Source organism: [Clostridium] symbiosum ATCC 14940, assembly GCF_000466485.1.
Taxonomy (GTDB): Bacteria; Bacillota; Clostridia; order Lachnospirales; family Lachnospiraceae; genus Otoolea; species Otoolea symbiosa.
Genome location: NZ_KE992949.1, coordinates 7,309 through 23,843, shown reverse-complemented (window position 1 = coordinate 23,843; position 16,535 = coordinate 7,309). Strand labels below are relative to the sequence as shown.

Genomic DNA, 16,535 nt, shown 5'->3' with positions numbered 1-16,535 from the left:
TTCCGGGCGCGTCCTCCCAACCTCAGTTAAATCTCCACTGAATCTTGCCTTCCGCCACCCCCTGCTGTATAATAATTACGATTTACAGCTCAAATCAGGAAAGGCAATGGTAGAAATCATCATGCAATATAATAATATCGTAACCGGAACATTTATAAAAAGACCCAACCGTTTTATTGCCCATGTACTGATAGACGGCAGGGAAACGGTCTGCCATGTGAAAAACACGGGACGGCTCAGAGAATTTCTTTTACCCGGCGCCTCCCTTTTACTGGAGTTTCATCCGGACGCTGCCTTACAGGGACGAAAAACGGCTTACTCCGTTATCGGCGTTTATAAAGATAACGCCGGATTTGAACACAAACGGCTCCTGATCAATATGGATTCCCAGGCGCCGAACCAGGCGGCGGCCGAATGGCTGGCCGGCGGCGGTCTCGCTTCCGCGGTAACGAATATTAAAAGGGAAATCACTTATCACGATTCACGATTTGACCTCGCTTTTTCAGAAGACGGCCATCCCGCCTTCATGGAGGTAAAAGGCGTCACACTGGAACAGGACGGAGCCGCCATGTTTCCTGACGCACCAACCGAACGCGGCGTTAAGCATATTATGGAATTAAGGGAAGCTGCTCTGGAGGGATACCGAGCATATACACTTTTCGTGATACAGATGAAAGGCATCCTTTCCTTCTCTCCCAACCGAAACACCCATCCAGAATTTGCCGACGCCCTGAAGCTTGCCTCAGAGTCGGGCGTACGTATTCTGGCCCGGGACTGTATTGTGACGGAACATACGATGAAAATTGATATGCCGGTGAACGTGATTTTATAATCTGTCCCCGGCTTTCCTGTTGCCAGGCACCCCAGCCCGTCTCAAGACATATCTAATAATAAACCTATCATTCTGTGATGTGAGACTATGTTATTTCCCCTAAGTAAAATGAATATCGGACAGACCGCAGAGATTTGCTGGCTGTCAGACAATAGATCCATTACCGGAAGACTCCTTGACCTGGGATTTGAACCCGGAACCCGTGTTACCTGTATCTTAAAAAAATGCGGGGATGAACTCTCCGCATTCCTCATTAAGGGCGCTGTTATCGCTCTTCGCCGCGAGGATGCCGATCTGGTATTTATCAAAGAAAATGAAACGGAAATGGAGGAATCCTGTTTATGAGTCAGCAAAAGCTCTTTACCATCGGACTTGCCGGAACCCCTAACGTGGGTAAAAGCACTATTTTCAATGCACTGACAAAAATGCATCAGCACACCGGAAACTGGTCGGGAAAAACCGTGGCCTGCTGCAGCGGCCAGTTCCATTATAAAGATGTTTCCTGTCTGATCGTCGATTTGCCCGGTACCTACTCTCTCAGAACACACTCGGAGGAAGAGGAAATCGCCAGAGAATATATTGTATCAGGAGAACCCGACCTGCTGTTAGTCGTCTGCGACGCTACCTGCCCGGAACGCGGCCTGCGCCTGTTAAAGCAAATCCGCGATTTGGAGGATTCGCAGCTTACACGCGTCATTCTCTGTGTTAACCTCTGTGATGAGGCGGCTAAAAAGGGAATTGAACTGAATTTCGATCTGCTTTCAGAGAAACTGAACATACCTGTGATTCCATGCACGGCCAGAGACCGCCATGGATTAGACAAATTAAAGGAAAAAATATATGGAGCCTGCCTCAGCGCGGCCTGTACGAGACAGAAGAGGTTAAATGATACGGAGAGCATCAAAGAAGACTGCCGCTGTTCTTCCTCTTTTCAGATGTGCGGCTGCTGCCGGAAGCCGGATACGGGCGAAGCAGAAAACCAACCGGTATTTCCCGCTTCCTGCAGCGGATGTCCCTTCTGCTGCTCCGGCACAGACGGGCTGGAGCTTTATTCCTACTCAGGTTCCGGCCGTGAATCCCTGTCTTCCAAAGGCAGTGAACCGGACGCCTCCACAGACGGCTGTTCCGCCCCTGAAAAAGCTTCCCTGAAAACACTGATTCCCGATTTTTCTCCTGCCGCCCTTACCGCCCAGGCCGTCACCTACAGAAATCCGGCTTACCTGAAACGGCAGGAACGGATAGATCGTCTCATTACCGGCCGTTTTACCGGATCCCTGATTATGGTTGCCCTTTTGCTCGGCATCTTCTGGCTCACCATCACCGGAGCGAATTATCCGTCTTCCTTCCTGTGGGATCAGCTCTTCAGGCTGGAAACCTGGCTGGCTGCCGCCCTCACGGGGATCGGCGCTCCGGAATGGGTTGTCAGTTCCCTGATATACGGCGTTTTCAGGGTCGTTGCCTGGGTTGTATCCGTCATGCTTCCCCCCATGGCGATCTTCTTCCCGCTCTTTACACTGCTGGAAGATCTCGGATATCTTCCAAGGGCAGCATTCAATATGGATTGTGCCTTTAAAAAATGTAAGGCCTGCGGCAAGCAGTGCCTTACCATGTGCTTAGTCAACGCCGGAATCTAATAAATCACTTTCCATTTCCCGAACATTCCCTTTTTGAAATGTGAAAACCTCCGTCCGGCACTTTCATTTCCCATTTCAACAGCGCGTCTGTAATACTGCGCAGCTTTCTCCAAATCCTCCGGTGATTCGTTTTTGCGCTCATAGAGGTAGCCCAGCTCGTAAAAGGCATATCCGTCGCACTCTGTCTCTGCCGCCTTTTCAAACAATTCTCTGGCTCTCTCCTCATCAATATCACATCCATAGCCCTTCATATATAAAAAAGCCAGCTTGGAGTAAGACTGTAATGTTCCTGCCTTATGGCACTGGTCCAGCCAGGAAAAGGCTTTAACATAATCCGTATCTAATCCGTCCTCTCCCTGGAAATACAGGCATCCGAGTATCTCCATGCACTCCGCATTCCCCATATCCGCGCCCTTCTCATACCAGGATACCGCCTGTTCTATGTCCGGTATACCGCCGATTCCGTCACGGCTCATATTCCCGAGTACAAGGCTTGCGCAGCCGTCCTTTTCCATATCGGCCGCTTCTTTAAACAGTTTTTCCGCCATCTGGAGATCCTGGATTTCAGACGCCCTCAGATACAGATGGGCAAGGGGCAGGGCCGTCTGCTTCTGTCCTGCCGCATAAGCACGGCTGTACCAGTAAAAAGCCTTCTCATCGTCACGTTCCACCACTTCATCCCTGTAGAAAATATTTCCCAGCTCTGCAAAGCTCTCCGGTTCCTCCGCCTTAGCCGCCTGTTCCAGAGCTTCGACAGCCTTTCCGATATCACGTTCCGTTCCCTGACCGTTCAGGTACATGCGCCCCAGATGCAGAAACGCCTTTAGGGCCCCCTGTTTGGCCGCTGCTTCAAAATATTCCCAGGCAGCCTCCATATTCCCGAGATTCAGATGGTGCAGCCCCATTCTGTATAGTCCCCAGGCATTTCCCAGCGCTGCGCAGCGATCGGCCCACTTAAGGGCCATCTCTTCATTTTTCGGTACATACTGGCCGTTTAAGCAGCATTTTCCAACTTTCACCATAGCGGAAACGATCCCGCCTTTTGCCGCCTGTTCGTACCATTTATAGCAATTCTCGCGTTTCTGCTCCTCCGGCTGGAGCAAATCGAAGATTGCCTCCCACTCATAAGCCGCCGCGATCTGGAATGCGGAGAATGCGTCGCCCTCTTCAGCAGACTGAAGCACGGCCCGATAGCTCTCCTCCAGGGTGCAGGGTGAGGCTTTCTTAAGCTCTTCGTCAAACTGGCCTGCCCTTGCCGCCCCCAGCACACAGCGGACGCTTCCGCCCTCTATGCCTTTCTTGTAACATTCGTATGCTTTTTTATCACTGAAACCGACGGCGCCGTCTCCCCAGCTATAGCAGTTGCCAAGGAAAAACCAGCCTTCCGCATCCCCGGCGTGTGCCGCTTCTTCCAGGTATTCAATGCCCTGAGGGTACAATTCTTCATTGCACTGTTTCCATATCAGTTCCACGCCCTTTTCGCACAATCCTGTCATCAGTATTGCCATATGTATCAATTCCTCTTTCCGTACTTATCCGTCTTCACGCTCATGGCCCGGCTGTCTTTTCCTCATTCAAAGGCCTGATTCTACAGGCTTATCATACTATTTTTACCATGATGACACAACTGTTTTTCTTTAATTTTATCACTCTGTAATTGAAATTTAAGATTCCGGCATAAAATGTTCTGAACAGATTGAAAAGAGGTTCTTTATGTATCCATCTTTTTCTGACAAATCATTTCTGCCCGGAGCCATCTATCTGCGCCTTTCAAAGGACGATGAAGGCGCCAAAGAAAGCTTAAGTATTGCCAATCAGAGAAAAATGCTTCTCCGCTACGCCGCAGAACATGGTCTGACCGTAATACGGGAATATGTAGATGACGGCTACTCCGGCACTTCCTTCGACCGGCCCGGCTTTAAGAGGATGATTGAAGATATTGAAAAAAAGGAGATCGGACTGGTGCTGACAAAAGACCTGTCACGCCTGGGACGCGATTACATTAAAACAGGACAATATACGGAGCTGTTCTTTCCCTCCCGCGGAGTCAGGTTCATCGCTGTCGGGGACGGATATGATTCAGCGTTCTCAAGCACGGATTTAATCCCGTTCCGCAATGTGGTTAATGAAATGTATGCCCGTGATATTTCCCGTAAAATCAGGGCTTCCCTGCAGGTACGGATGGAAGAAGGCTCCTATATTGGTAATTTCGCCCCCTATGGATACCGAAAATGCGGAAAAGAGCGCCATCAGCTGACTCCCGATCCTGAGACCGCTCCTATTGTGCTCCGCCTTTTTCTTGATGCGTCCCGCGGGGTTCTGCCCTCAGCACTGGCCGCCGAATTAAATAATGAAAAGATTCCCTGTCCGTCTATCTACCGCTGCCTGAAGCATCCGGGCCTGAATCCGGACCGCTTCAGCCGCTCCGGCCAGTGGACTGCCAACACCATTATAAAGATACTTCATAACCCGGTTTATCTGGGTCATATGGTGCAGGGAAAAACAAAAAAGCTCTCATTTAAGAGTTCTGCGTTTCTGACCGTTCCGGAGCATGAGAGGATCCGGGTTCCCGACACCCATCCGCCGATTGTCACAGAACAATTGTTCCTGCAGTGTAAAGAACAGTTAAAAAGCCGAACCTGCCGGAAGCATGAAGCTGACGGGGACGGGCATCAATGACCACTCATGGCTATGGGCTTCGGCTGTAACGCTGCCGGTGTTGTCGGCTGCCGGATTATCGACTCTCCCCGTGAAAGACTGATTGCCATCCTGACCAACTCCATGGTTCCATGTAACGGACGTTTCCCCACTCTCATCATGCTGATCACTCTGTTTTTTATGGGAATCGGGGCAAAGAGCGGCGGATTCCGGGCATCCTTAGCCACAGCCGCTGTCCTTACCGGTTTTATTCTCCTCGGCGTTCTCGCCACGCTGCTGTCGTCCCTGCTTCTGTCCAAAACAATCCTGAAAGGCATGCCGTCCTCCTTCACGCTGGAGCTGCCGCCTTACAGGCGTCCGCAATTCGGTAAAGTCGTCGTACGCTCTATTTTCGACAGAACTCTGTTCGTCCTGGCCCGCGCTGTCTGCGTAGCTGCACCGGCCGGCCTCATCATCTGGCTGGCCGGCAACCTGTTTATCGACGGCCAGAGCCTTCTGTCCCATCTGTCTTCCTTCCTCGATCCCTTCGGCCGCTTTATGGGGATGGACGGAATGATTATGGTGGGCTTTATTCTGGGGTTCCCTGCGAACGAGATTGTAATTCCCATTATTTTAATGGGCTACCTGCAGACGGGATGTCTGGTTGAAATGTCGGATCCCTCTGCTCTGATGGGCCTCTTCGCCGCACAGGGATGGACGATTAAAACAGCGGTATGTATGGCTGTCTTTTCACTTTTTCACTGGCCCTGTTCTACCACCTGCCTCACAGTAAAAAAGGAAACAGGAAGTATCCGCTGGACCGTAGTGGCATTTCTGCTTCCCACGGTCATCGGAATCATTCTCTGTTCCCTGATTAATCTTATATTCTAATTTGTCAGAACTTCCGGCCTCCGCCGCCGTGCATCCTTCCACTGCTGCTCCTGTGTAGGGTTGTACGGCCGGCAAAGCTTCCCGGTCCCCGGCCGCCCGGGCCGGAGCCTCCCGTATTTCTTGGTATCCTTCTCTGGGTAACCATCTTATTTATAAACATGTCATTGACCACATCATACTTGAAATCACTGCTTCCCCTGTATGAAAAATGATAATTCAGAGACTGTCTCCGCTCTTTTTTCATCTTATACTGGTTTATTACGCCGATACACGGCATAACCGCCGCAGCCGCCGCTATGGCAGCGGCAAAAAGTATTTCATACCATTCAAGGGACGGCCTGTAGTCTTTCCTGATATAGTCATACTGACCGGCGGGAACGCCGTCGTCCATGTAAGAGGCAATACGGTCCACCGCCGCGGCCGCGCACCCGGCATAATCCGCTTTCGATGCATAACCGTAAGCGCTGTCTAATACAGCCTCGATCCGCTCATCCGTCAGATAATCTGCCATATCTCCGAGAGTGGAGATATAAAGCTCCCGGCTGCCCATATCAATGACGATCAGGGCGCCGCTGTGGCTGCTTCCCTCTCCCATTCCCTGCTGATCATAGAAATCATCTGCAAAGCTTTCCACTGTTTTCCGGCCCGTACTCTCTGTCGTGAGGACGCCTAGATCCATCTGCCATTCCTCCCGGAAGGAAGACAGCTTCTGTTCCAGCTCTTCTTTTTCACTTGCGTCAAAGAGCTTTGCATTGTCAAAAACACGCTGCTCTCCTGCAAAGACTGCCCACGGCATTGCCATACACAGCAGTACCGACAGAAGAACCGTCAGGAACCCGAGACGGAGGACTTTGGCAAAACTGTTTTTTCGGACGGCTGTTCTCATATCAGATACCCTCCTATCAGCAGCATAATCAGAACCGGAAAGAAGACAAGAGCAAACAGCCCGGCCAGCCTTCCGTAATCCACAGGAAGCACGCCGCAGATTTTGCCGCTCTGGCCGTTCATTGCAAAGTAATACATCTTGTCTTCCTTTTTATCCTTGTAGGTCAGGACCCAGACCGGAAGGAGGGTATAGCCCCACTCCGGCGATGTGATTTTCTCTTCATGTTTTTTTACATTGATACTGTCATAGCCGGAAATACTGTTTTTCAGGGAAGCAACCGCATAATCACGGATTTCCGTCTCAATTTCTTCTGTAAATTCTTCCTTCTCCATGTCCCGGCGTTCAGCCTTGAAGCCGGACAGATAACCGGTCTGAAAGGGCTTCAGCTTCTCCATATCGAATGGAAGAACATTCTCCGACAACCTGCGATCCGCCTTTTTCAGGGCATTTCTGGATACATTTCTGACTTCCATCAGCCCTTTCCGCTCAACCTGATACCTGCTGGTTTCCAGGAATTCCATGCTCCCTGTTCTTGTCGTTCTGCGGCGGACACCCTCGGCATCAATCCGGCCGTCCACCTTACAGCTGTATAACCAGTAGGGATAATAAATTCCCTCCATCATCTCAATCTGCTTTGGAGAATAAAAATCTTTTGGAACATACTTTTTACGCCTGATCCAGCTTTTAAAGATTTCTTCCGCCTTATTTCGGTCCATCTCAAACGGGACAACGTAATCCGGCCTGTAACGGCCCTCCAGCTTCCCTGAGATTACCACCGGATTATGGCAGTAATAACAGAACGTTGCGGCAGTCGTCTCCTCAGTGACAATCTCCGCTCCGCAGCTGGGACATTGGTAAAGAACCATTGCCGCTTCGCTCTCCGGCTGTCCGGCTGATGCTTCCGTCGGTTCTTCCGGCGGCCGCTCCAGTTCTCCTTCTGTAAATTCAGACAGACAGTACTCACACTTGAATTTCTGCGACTTCGGATCAAATACCAGACCGCCGTCACAGTTGGGACACTTATATGTAATTGTATTCATTTCTGGCTTCACCTGCGCTTCGATTCATTATCCACTGATACCGGTTTTACGGCCTGGGTTTTCCACATTCTGAACAGAACTTTCCCTTATTTATGCTGCCGCAGCTGCAGGTCCACTCTGCTGCCGGCCTGGGTGAACCGCATTCGGAACAAAATTTACCCGTATTGACCGTCCCACAGCCGCAGGTCCAGCCGGAAGGCTGAGCAGGAGATGACGGCATACCGGACGACTGTGCCGTTCCCGGCTGCCGGTCCATACCAGGCTGAAAAGGAGCTGCCTGATTCATCTGCATCTGCTGCATGTTGGCGGCAGATGCGGCTCCCATGAAACCGCCGCCTGCATTCATCCCGACTCCCATGCCCATAAAGCCTGCCATCGAGCCATTTGCATTGGAACCGGCCGCTTCCATCCCCCGGGCCACCGAGCCCTGGACATATCCTTCCCGGACAGCCGGATCTCCCAGCATCGCCCCCTGGTTTCTCATATTAATAAGCTTCTGTGATTCTTCGTCGTAGGAAATGCTTGCAATCCCCACCGCCTGAATTTCCATTCCTCTCATCTGATTCCAGTCGCAGTCCAGCGTGGTAGCCATATACTGCCCCAGTTCACGGCTCTTCGAACTTACAAATGAAATTCTCGTGCCGTCAGCCGACATCTGGTTAATCGAAGATTGGAGCGCCGATAAAAATTCCGCCAGATACTGCTCATTGATAACGTCTATTTCAACGTGATCCTCATTCTTTGGAATCACCTCGGAATAGAACTTAAGCGGTTCCGTAACCTTGATTGAATAGGTTCCATGCGCCCTCAGAAACAGCTCGGCATTATAGAAATTATCAAAGTAATTGATTGGCGTTCTTGTGCCGAAACGTATTCCTTTGATTTCCTGCAGATTGATAAAAAATACCATCTGTTTTGACGGTGTCTGGCCACCAAACCGGATTCTGCCGAAGGTCTCCTTCAGTGCTTCCCCGAAATTGCCGTTAAACAGCGACGGCATGGAGGAATTATCCACCTTATAGTACCCTTCCTCCGCAGTATAATCCACAACCTTGCCGCCATCCACCAGCATCATAAACTGATTTGGATACACGTGAATCACCGAACCATTTGACACCACATCGTCCAGTCCTTTTTTATTCTGCCCGTTTCTTATCTTTACGCCCTTCGCAAAGACCGTGCGGTCGCTCATATCCTCCGCCTCTATAACCTCCAGCCACTGATCTGCCAGGGATGTTCCCAATGCTTCTGCTGCCGCTCTGATAATTCCCATTCCGATTCCTCCTGTCCCAGCCGGTGCCTCCGGCAGGCACCGCTTCTGTCATGTTATTCGTAACAGTTCAGACAAATGAACTGTTACCGTTATTCTCTGTACTTTGATTTCAATAATGCAATTTCCTTTGCATATCCGTCGAGATCATTTGGCGTCTCCAAATAAAAAGGCAGTTCCCTGAGCGCCGGATGATTAATAATTCTGACCATAGCTTCAAGGCCGATATGCCCTTCCCCGATTTTTGCATGGCGGTCCTTATGCGCCCCCAGCGGGTTCATGCTGTCATTTAGATGAATCGCTCTCAGTCTGCCAAGTCCGATTACATCGTCGAAATGGTTCAGGACTCCATCCAAGTCACCGACAATATCATATCCGCCGTCCCAAACGTGGCAGGTATCAAGGCAGACGCCCATCTTATCCTTTAGCTCCACCCGGTCCAGTATTTCCCGAAGCTCCTCAAATTCCCTGCCCACTTCACTGCCCTTACCGGCCATTGTTTCCAACAGAACCGTGGTATTCTGCTCCGGTTTCAAAATCAGGTTCAGCATCTCTGCAATATATTCGATCCCCTTCTCCGTTCCCTGCTTCACATGGCTGCCGGGATGAAAATTGTAACAGTTTCCGGGCGTATACTCCATTCTGTTTAAATCATCTTCCATCGTCTCTCTGGCAAACCGCCTGATGTTCTCATCCGCAGAACAGCCGTTCAGCGTATAGGGCGCATGGGCCAGTATCTTTTCGATTCCCTTTTCCGAGGCAAATGCAAGAAACTGCTCCGCATCGTCGGGATCTATCTTTTTAGCGCTTCCTCCTCTTGGATTTCTGGTAAAGAACTGAAATGTCCCCGCACCAATCTTTTCTGCTTCCTTTCCCATTGCCTGATATCCTTTAGAGGATGACAAATGGCATCCGATTCTTAACATGGCTGTCTCCTTTTTTCTCTTTCAAAACCTCTGAACTTCTCATGCTGGTGCGCTTTTTCCCTTTTTCCGTGGATTGGCGTAACCGCATAAATTGAAATCGCAATCAGAATAATCGCAAGGATCAGCTGGACAGACAGGCTCACAGCCGACCAGTGATCCATGATATAGTTGTCCGGCAGAGCGCCGAACCACTGTTCAAAGGGCTTACGTATATCTCCTGCGCCGGCCTGTCCGTTAATAACCGAATAGAACGTCAGAGCCGGGTTCAGCAGGAGAAGATAAATAAAACCTCCTGAACTTGCCTGCCTGGCGGCGGTGTTTAAGACCGAAACATAAGAATTGACCTCATTTGCATCCAGACGGTATGTAAATACATTAATTGCATAAGTTCCGGCCACAAGCAGGACTATCGTGACATAAGTGCAGACAGTGGCAACCGTAGAACGCTTCAGCAGGGATGAATAAAACATGCCGATTCCCCCTGTAAACAGCGCTACGATTCCGTAGCACAAAAACAGTATCATCATATCTGCGATTGTAATTCCGCCATAAACAAACACCAGCGACTGTACCGGCAAAGCGGATATAGCGAGGATCAGCATCGTAGTGAGGGCCGACCAGAATTTACCCAGAATTATTTCTTTCGGCTTCATTGTGGTCGTCAGCATCAGCTCCAGTGTCTGCCTTTCCCGCTCGCCGCTGATACTGCTGGCCGTCAATGCCGGCATAATAAACATCAGCATTAAAAACTCGATGGACGAGACAAAGGTATACAGCTCCAAAAACCGCGAATACTGTATTTCCGCCGTTACCTTAACCTGCTCTACCACCGTAAACATATTAAACAGGGCAACTATCGCCAGTACACTGTTAAATATCAGTAATATCAGCGCCATACGGATACTGCGGCTGCTGACAGTCAGTTCTCTTTTATAAACCGGATTCATTTTCATGTTTCAGCACCGCCTTCTCTCCTTCATGACCGGTAATCTGCATAAACAGTGTTTCCAGACTACCCTTTTCTCTCATAAAACCGCTGATCATAACATCCGCATCTATCATCTGCTGAAGCAGCATCGCCTCGTCCTGCCGGTCACCGATGAATCCAACCTTAATCTCATCTTCTTTTACCGATATGGTCTGGACGCAGGGATGGCTTTTTAATATGGCCAAGGCTTTCTCTTTATTGCTGAATATGGATATCAGCAGCGGATTTGAGGAGTTCACCCTCTCAAAAATCTGGGACATGCTGCCCTGTAAAACCATACGTCCCTGCTCAATAATGCCGATGCTGGTACACAGTTCCGACAGTTCCGACAGCATATGGGAGCTTACCATCAGCGTTTTCCCCTGCTCCCTCAGTTCCTTCAGCATGGTCGTATATTCCACTCTGGTTCTTGGATCCAGGCCGGAAGCCGGCTCATCCAGAATCAGCAAATCAGGCTCATGAATCAGCGCCCTGGCCAGACAAAGTCTCTGCTTCATGCCCCTGGAAAGACCGTCCACGAAAAATTCAGCCTTATCCTCCAGCTTTACCTGCTCCAGCAAAAGACCGCACCGTTTCCTGGCCATCAGTCCCTCTATTCCATAGCATGATGCAAAAAACTCCATATATTCCGATACCTTCAGATTATCGTAGACTCCGAAGAAATCCGGGACATAGCCGATTTTTTCCCTCAGGGCTTTGTTATTCCTGACGGCATCGACGCCGTCAATCCTGACCTCCCCTTCGTCCGGAGCCAGAAGGCCTGCCACAATCTTCAGGGTAGTGGTCTTGCCCGCTCCGTTAGGTCCGACAAAACCAAACAGCTCTCCTTTCGGTATCTCCAGATCTAAGCCGTCAAGGGCCTGAAAATTGCCGTATTTTTTCCGTAAACCTCTGATTTCCAGCATTATTTTTCCCTCCCTGTGACGTAAAGCATCGGAAGCTGTCTGTCCCAGCCATATTCATTCGTACCTTCACTGACATACTTCACCGTCAGCGTATTGGCAGGAGACAGATAAGGTTTCAGTTCGTCAGCCGTATAGCTCTGCTTTTCCTCTATCAGGTCATTGCGGCCCGTATCATAATTATAGAAATACATCTTCCCGGTAAACAGATTCAGATACGGGTACCGCGGGTTATTAATAAATACCGGTGACAGGGGCATGAAGTCAACCTGCATGATTTCGAGGTCATTACCCAGGGAATATTCAATAATCACAGGTTCCGCAGGCTCTCCCGTGTACATACTGTTATATCTCGCCTGATAATTTCCGGAAATCACCTTCGGATCCTGTTCCATGGCCGTCCGGTAAATGATTCCGTTCCTCTCCCTGACAAGCTCCACCTTTGATGTCACTATCGTAAGGCCTTCCGTAACAAAGTCGTCTTCTTCAAGAAATTCTTCCTTTTTCTCCGGATTGAAAGCTACAATCGTGGCTTCCGGCGTATATTCATTCAGATTTGAGTCGAGATAAAAGGACAGAAGCCGGCTGCGCTCCTGGGAACGCATATAATCTTCGTCGTCGATATCCGTCTTTTCATACTGATCCCCTCCGGTAACTCTCTGGGCCAGGGCGTACGTATAATTCAGCGGATAATTCAGAATCTCCAAATCGTCCAGTTTTACTTCCTGTCCGGGTTCCAAGTCTCCCAGAAGGACTGCACGGCCGTAGAGAAGCAAAACCGCATCCTCCAGCCTATGATCCAGCCGGTTCGTGAGTGTTCCCTCCAGTTTCCCGCCGTAGGATATCACTTTACCGTCAATTCCCGGATTTTGCCTTTTATTCAGCTGCTTTTGAAGCATAAACAGCTTTGGCGTAAAGGCAACCGTATCGCGTATCTTAATCTCCGTTCTGTCCGGAAGATAACAGATATTCGTTTTATAATCCTCCTCGCCTGTAAAGCGGGCGGCAGTAAATGAATCATAATAATACCCCTTCGTCACCGGCCGCACCGTATATTCCGGATTGAGCTTAACCGTATACGGTTTGTTGTAGGGACTTCTGACGTTGATATAAGTATCTTCCTCCGCCTGGCTGCCGGACACGTCAAGTATTGTAGCATACGTAAAAAAGGGTTCCCTGAATCTCGTCTTCATCCCCATAATATAGATGATGCCGGTAAAAATCAGTGCACAGGCAGTTACGCCTCCCATATAATACCGTTGAATGGAGCGTTTCTTCAGATAAAGATAAATTCCCGGCCCGATCAGCATCAGGTAAACAAGAATTATAATCGTATAGAGAATAATATTCGGCAGTCTTCCCGCATCTCCGGTGTTAATCAGCCCCTGCACGGTGAAATAAAGGCTGGCAAATCCCGAATATTCCATCTGGGCCAGTTCATTTGTTTTCACTTCCCCCATGGCCATCGTATAGAATTTCTCCATGAAGGCGGGATGTGTCTCACAAAATCCCCGGATATCTTTCAGTTCAAAAGCAGCGACAACAATTCTGCCCTCTTTTCTGTGGACATAGGAAAGAAGAGGAAAAGCATCTCCCGGCATCAGGGTGGCCCCGTTTTTCAGGCCGATGTTCGCACAGACCATCTCCATAACGGCATCCTGAGGGGCATTCTGCGAATATTCCGCTCCCAGGTTGATTTCCTGCATAACAGCTTCCTCAAGCGGCGGTTCCAGAAGCTCGGATGCAAAACGTCCCATGGCCTCTTTGTACCTTGCTCCCCCTCCAATCAGCAGAGTTCCGCCATTGTCAACAAAACGGCTGACGGCCTGGTGCTGATTTTCGGAAAGCTGGTTTAAATCGTAATCCGAGACAAGAATCATATCAAGCTGATCATAGCCGAGGGCATCCTCAGGAGCCGAATCCTTATCAAGAAAAACCTGCTTTATTTTAATGGAACCATAGTGGATTCCCACTTCGTCCATGAACTGAAGTTCTTCCGGTCTGTCACTGAATACGCCGACAAATGTTTCCGCAACATCTCCGCTGATGTTAAGCTTAAGCCGTTTTCGGATCACCTCACTGCCGCTTTCATCCGTAATGCTGACAAAAAGCTGATCTGTTTTGATTCCCAGAGGAAGATAGACGATTTTTTCATCCTGTCCCAGGGCAGCAAGGGAAACCGGATAGTCATACCGGTACACCTCCATGCTCGACTCCGTAGTCAATATTTCAAGCTTTCCGGTAAAATCCGATTCCCTGCGGTTCTCCATCTGAACCTTTATCTGTAGATAACGGTTGCCTTTCGCAGTATCATCAAATCCATAGGTAACCTCCATTCCGACAGAGGATTCCTTTCCCGCCTGGGCGGCAGCCAGGGTCCTGAGCGGATGCAGCAGAACTCCTGCCAGAAATATCAGTGCTAATAAGGCAAAAAAGAGGCCATACCCTCTTTTTCCCCGCGTTATATATTCCTTCATTTCTATTCTTCCTTTGCGTCCTTCGGCTCAGAGACGCGCTCTACGCCGGCGTATCGAAGTTCTCTTTGTTTACATCAAAGTTTGTCTTAAGCTTAACGGTAAATACCGTGCCGTTTAAATCGCTGGTCACCTGGATTGAGCCGCCGTGCATATCCACAATATTCTTGGAAATAGCCAGTCCCAGCCCGGTACCGCCTGTATTTGTGGAACGCGACTGCTCTACCCGGTAAAATTTATTAAATATCAGCGGAAGTTCATCAGCCGGAATTACATATCCATAATTGGTGACCGAAACCGTCACCGTCGGTTCCGTAACCTGGATCTTTACCAGGACACGTTTTCCGTCAGCCCCGTATTTAATCGCATTATTGATTAGATTATCGAACAGGCGCGCCAGCAGATTCCCGTCTGCGGTGATGACTTTGCCCGGCACATTGCTCTGAAGTTCATAGGACAGGTTTTTATCCACGAAGCTCGGATAAAACTCTTCCAAAAGCTGGCTTAACAGCTTAACAACATCCACCTTCCCCACATGCATCGTCATCTTTCCGTAATTCATCTTGGTAAATCCGAACAAATCCTCAATCAGCTTCTCAAGACGTTTTGATTTTGCATATGCAATATCAATATATTTTTTCTGCATCTCCTGGGGGATCTGCACTTTACCGGAAAGCAGCTCCAGATACCCGATAATCGAAGTCAGAGGCGTTCTCAAATCATGCGCCACATTAGTAATAAGCTCATTCTTTGTCCGCTCCGCCTCCCTCTCTTTGTCCATCAGGCGCCGGATATCTTCCATCATCTTATTAAGGTTCACCGCCATTTGAGTAAACTCGTCATCACCAATCACTTCCACCGTTGTATTCAAATCGCCTTCCGATATGTTCTGAATGGCGGAAGATATCTTCCCTATGTAACGCAGAGCCTTTTCCAGCAGTGTCAGAAATGTGACGGTAAACACGGCGATCCCCAGGATCACATATATGAGTACCATCAGCGTATTGATTTCCGTCATCTGAAGAAGAAATGAATCTGCATATCTCGTCTCTTTCAGATAACTTACAATCATCGATACATTGGCAATGAGAAATACCTCTATCAGGCAGGTTATCACTGCACTGTAAAATATATTTGTAACGATTTTAGTGCGAAACCGTCTGCTCATATCATTACTTTTCAATTTTGTATCCTACCCCCCAAACGGTGGTAATGATCTTATTCTGTCTGGTGTCCTCTTTCATCTTTCCTCGAAGGCGCCGGATATGTACCATTACTGTGTTGTTGGCCTCGTATACCTTCTCATTCCACACCTTCTCAAAAATTTCATCCGTGCTGAACACACGGCCGGGATTGGAAGCCAGAAGATAGAGGATATCAAATTCAATTGGCGTCAGTTTAATCTCTTCCCCGTACACTATAACCTTGTGGTTATCCTTGTTGATAATCAGTCCCTTGATGGAGATCTCATTCTTAGCCGAAGAGCTGACATTGCTCTGCGGGTTTAACTGCGTGTATCTGCGAAGCTGCGACTTCACTCTGGCCGTCAGTTCCAGAGGATTGAACGGCTTCACTACATAATCGTCGGCCCCCGTTCCCAGTCCCAGTATCTTATCAAGATCCGTGGAGCGGGCACTCAGCATGATGATCGGAATATTATTCGTCTCCCTGATCTTCTTGCACATCTCAAGGCCGTCCATCCCGGGCATCATGATGTCCAGAAGGACGAGATGAATCGTCTCCTTCTCAAGAATGTCAAGTCCCGCCTGTGCGTTATCCGCCTTGTATACTTTATATCCGTCACTGACCAGATAGATTTCTACCAGTTCCGCAATCTCTTTTTCATCATCCACTACCAGGATGTTAATTTCTGACATAAAAAATCCTCCCTCATTAGTAATCTTTCTGTCATTTTCCCGCCTTTATCACTCTCAGGAAATCATACAGCTTTAGTTTACCATATGGAAAGGAATTTTGCTTTAAATTTATCTTACATTTTTGTCAGATGTTTCCTCAACTACGTGAGGACGCCGCCGCAGGCCAGCGGACGGGGTG

15 protein-coding genes are annotated in these 16,535 nt (G+C 49.1%); 5 read left to right on the top strand and 10 right to left on the bottom strand.

Going from position 1 to position 16,535, the window contains the following annotated elements; all coding sequences use genetic code 11:
• Positions 1 to 121: 121 nt before the first annotated feature.
• The 3 genes from sfsA (at position 122) to CLOSYM_RS14270 (ending at position 2,466) form a co-directional block, all read left to right on the top strand.
• Positions 122 to 832 (top strand): DNA/RNA nuclease SfsA, encoded by a 711-nt coding sequence (gene sfsA, locus CLOSYM_RS14280; RefSeq protein WP_044902447.1) that lies wholly within the window; start codon positions 122 to 124, stop codon positions 830 to 832.
• 87 nt (positions 833 to 919) lie between these two features.
• A complete protein-coding gene (locus CLOSYM_RS24105) occupies positions 920 to 1,177 on the top strand; it encodes a FeoA family protein (RefSeq protein ID WP_021642644.1) in 258 nt (85 codons plus the stop codon).
• Positions 1,174 to 2,466, top strand: a complete 1,293-nt coding sequence (locus tag CLOSYM_RS14270) for a FeoB small GTPase domain-containing protein (protein WP_021642643.1) — start codon at positions 1,174 to 1,176, stop codon at positions 2,464 to 2,466. The genes CLOSYM_RS24105 and CLOSYM_RS14270 overlap by 4 nt, the downstream gene beginning before the upstream one ends.
• Here the strand turns inward: CLOSYM_RS14270 and CLOSYM_RS14265 are convergent.
• A complete protein-coding gene (locus CLOSYM_RS14265; RefSeq protein ID WP_009297405.1) occupies positions 2,463 to 3,974 on the bottom strand; it encodes a tetratricopeptide repeat protein in 1,512 nt (503 codons plus the stop codon). The two genes, CLOSYM_RS14270 and CLOSYM_RS14265, sit on opposite strands and share 4 nt — an antisense overlap.
• A gap of 205 nt (positions 3,975 to 4,179) precedes the next feature.
• Between CLOSYM_RS14265 and CLOSYM_RS14260 the strand changes: the two genes are divergently transcribed.
• Positions 4,180 to 5,145, top strand: a complete 966-nt coding sequence (locus CLOSYM_RS14260) for a recombinase family protein (protein WP_021642641.1) — start codon at positions 4,180 to 4,182, stop codon at positions 5,143 to 5,145.
• Positions 5,146 to 5,151: 6 nt separating this feature from the next.
• Positions 5,152 to 5,994: a nucleoside recognition domain-containing protein gene (locus CLOSYM_RS14255; RefSeq protein WP_021642640.1), complete on the top strand. Its 843-nt coding sequence runs from the start codon at positions 5,152 to 5,154 to the stop codon at positions 5,992 to 5,994.
• Between the two features lie 4 nt (positions 5,995 to 5,998).
• Here CLOSYM_RS14255 and CLOSYM_RS14250 read toward each other — a convergent pair whose 3' ends face one another.
• From CLOSYM_RS14250 to CLOSYM_RS14210, 9 genes are all read right to left on the bottom strand, one after another.
• The gene (locus tag CLOSYM_RS14250) at positions 5,999 to 6,880 is read right to left on the bottom strand and encodes a TPM domain-containing protein (RefSeq protein ID WP_021642639.1); all 882 of its coding nucleotides are present in this window, start codon (positions 6,878 to 6,880) and stop codon (positions 5,999 to 6,001) included.
• Positions 6,877 to 7,920 carry a TFIIB-type zinc ribbon-containing protein gene (locus CLOSYM_RS14245; RefSeq protein ID WP_021642638.1) on the bottom strand — a complete coding sequence of 348 codons (1,044 nt, stop codon included), beginning with the start codon at positions 7,918 to 7,920 and terminating at the stop codon, positions 6,877 to 6,879. Before CLOSYM_RS14245 ends, CLOSYM_RS14250 begins: the two co-directional genes overlap by 4 nt.
• A 46-nt stretch (positions 7,921 to 7,966) precedes the next feature.
• Complete coding sequence (locus tag CLOSYM_RS14240; RefSeq protein WP_021642637.1) at positions 7,967 to 9,193, bottom strand: SPFH domain-containing protein; 1,227 nt, start codon at positions 9,191 to 9,193, stop codon at positions 7,967 to 7,969.
• Between the two features lie 89 nt (positions 9,194 to 9,282).
• The gene (locus CLOSYM_RS14235) at positions 9,283 to 10,116 is read right to left on the bottom strand and encodes a deoxyribonuclease IV (RefSeq protein WP_044902444.1); all 834 of its coding nucleotides are present in this window, start codon (positions 10,114 to 10,116) and stop codon (positions 9,283 to 9,285) included.
• Positions 10,110 to 11,069 carry an ABC transporter permease gene (locus CLOSYM_RS14230; RefSeq protein ID WP_003497002.1) on the bottom strand — a complete coding sequence of 320 codons (960 nt, stop codon included), beginning with the start codon at positions 11,067 to 11,069 and terminating at the stop codon, positions 10,110 to 10,112. The genes CLOSYM_RS14235 and CLOSYM_RS14230 overlap by 7 nt, the downstream gene beginning before the upstream one ends.
• Positions 11,047 to 12,009 carry an ABC transporter ATP-binding protein gene (locus tag CLOSYM_RS14225; RefSeq protein WP_003497003.1) on the bottom strand — a complete coding sequence of 321 codons (963 nt, stop codon included), beginning with the start codon at positions 12,007 to 12,009 and terminating at the stop codon, positions 11,047 to 11,049. The genes CLOSYM_RS14230 and CLOSYM_RS14225 overlap by 23 nt, the downstream gene beginning before the upstream one ends.
• Entirely contained in the window at positions 12,009 to 14,483 is a 2,475-nt protein-coding gene (locus tag CLOSYM_RS14220; RefSeq protein ID WP_021642635.1) for a hypothetical protein, read from the bottom strand. The genes CLOSYM_RS14225 and CLOSYM_RS14220 overlap by 1 nt, the downstream gene beginning before the upstream one ends.
• A 40-nt stretch (positions 14,484 to 14,523) precedes the next feature.
• On the bottom strand, positions 14,524 to 15,648 hold the full coding sequence (locus CLOSYM_RS14215; RefSeq protein ID WP_003497005.1) for a sensor histidine kinase: 1,125 nt from the start codon (positions 15,646 to 15,648) through the stop codon (positions 14,524 to 14,526).
• 4 nt (positions 15,649 to 15,652) lie between these two features.
• Positions 15,653 to 16,357 carry a response regulator transcription factor gene (locus CLOSYM_RS14210; protein WP_003497006.1) on the bottom strand — a complete coding sequence of 235 codons (705 nt, stop codon included), beginning with the start codon at positions 16,355 to 16,357 and terminating at the stop codon, positions 15,653 to 15,655.
• Positions 16,358 to 16,535: the final 178 nt, after the last annotated feature.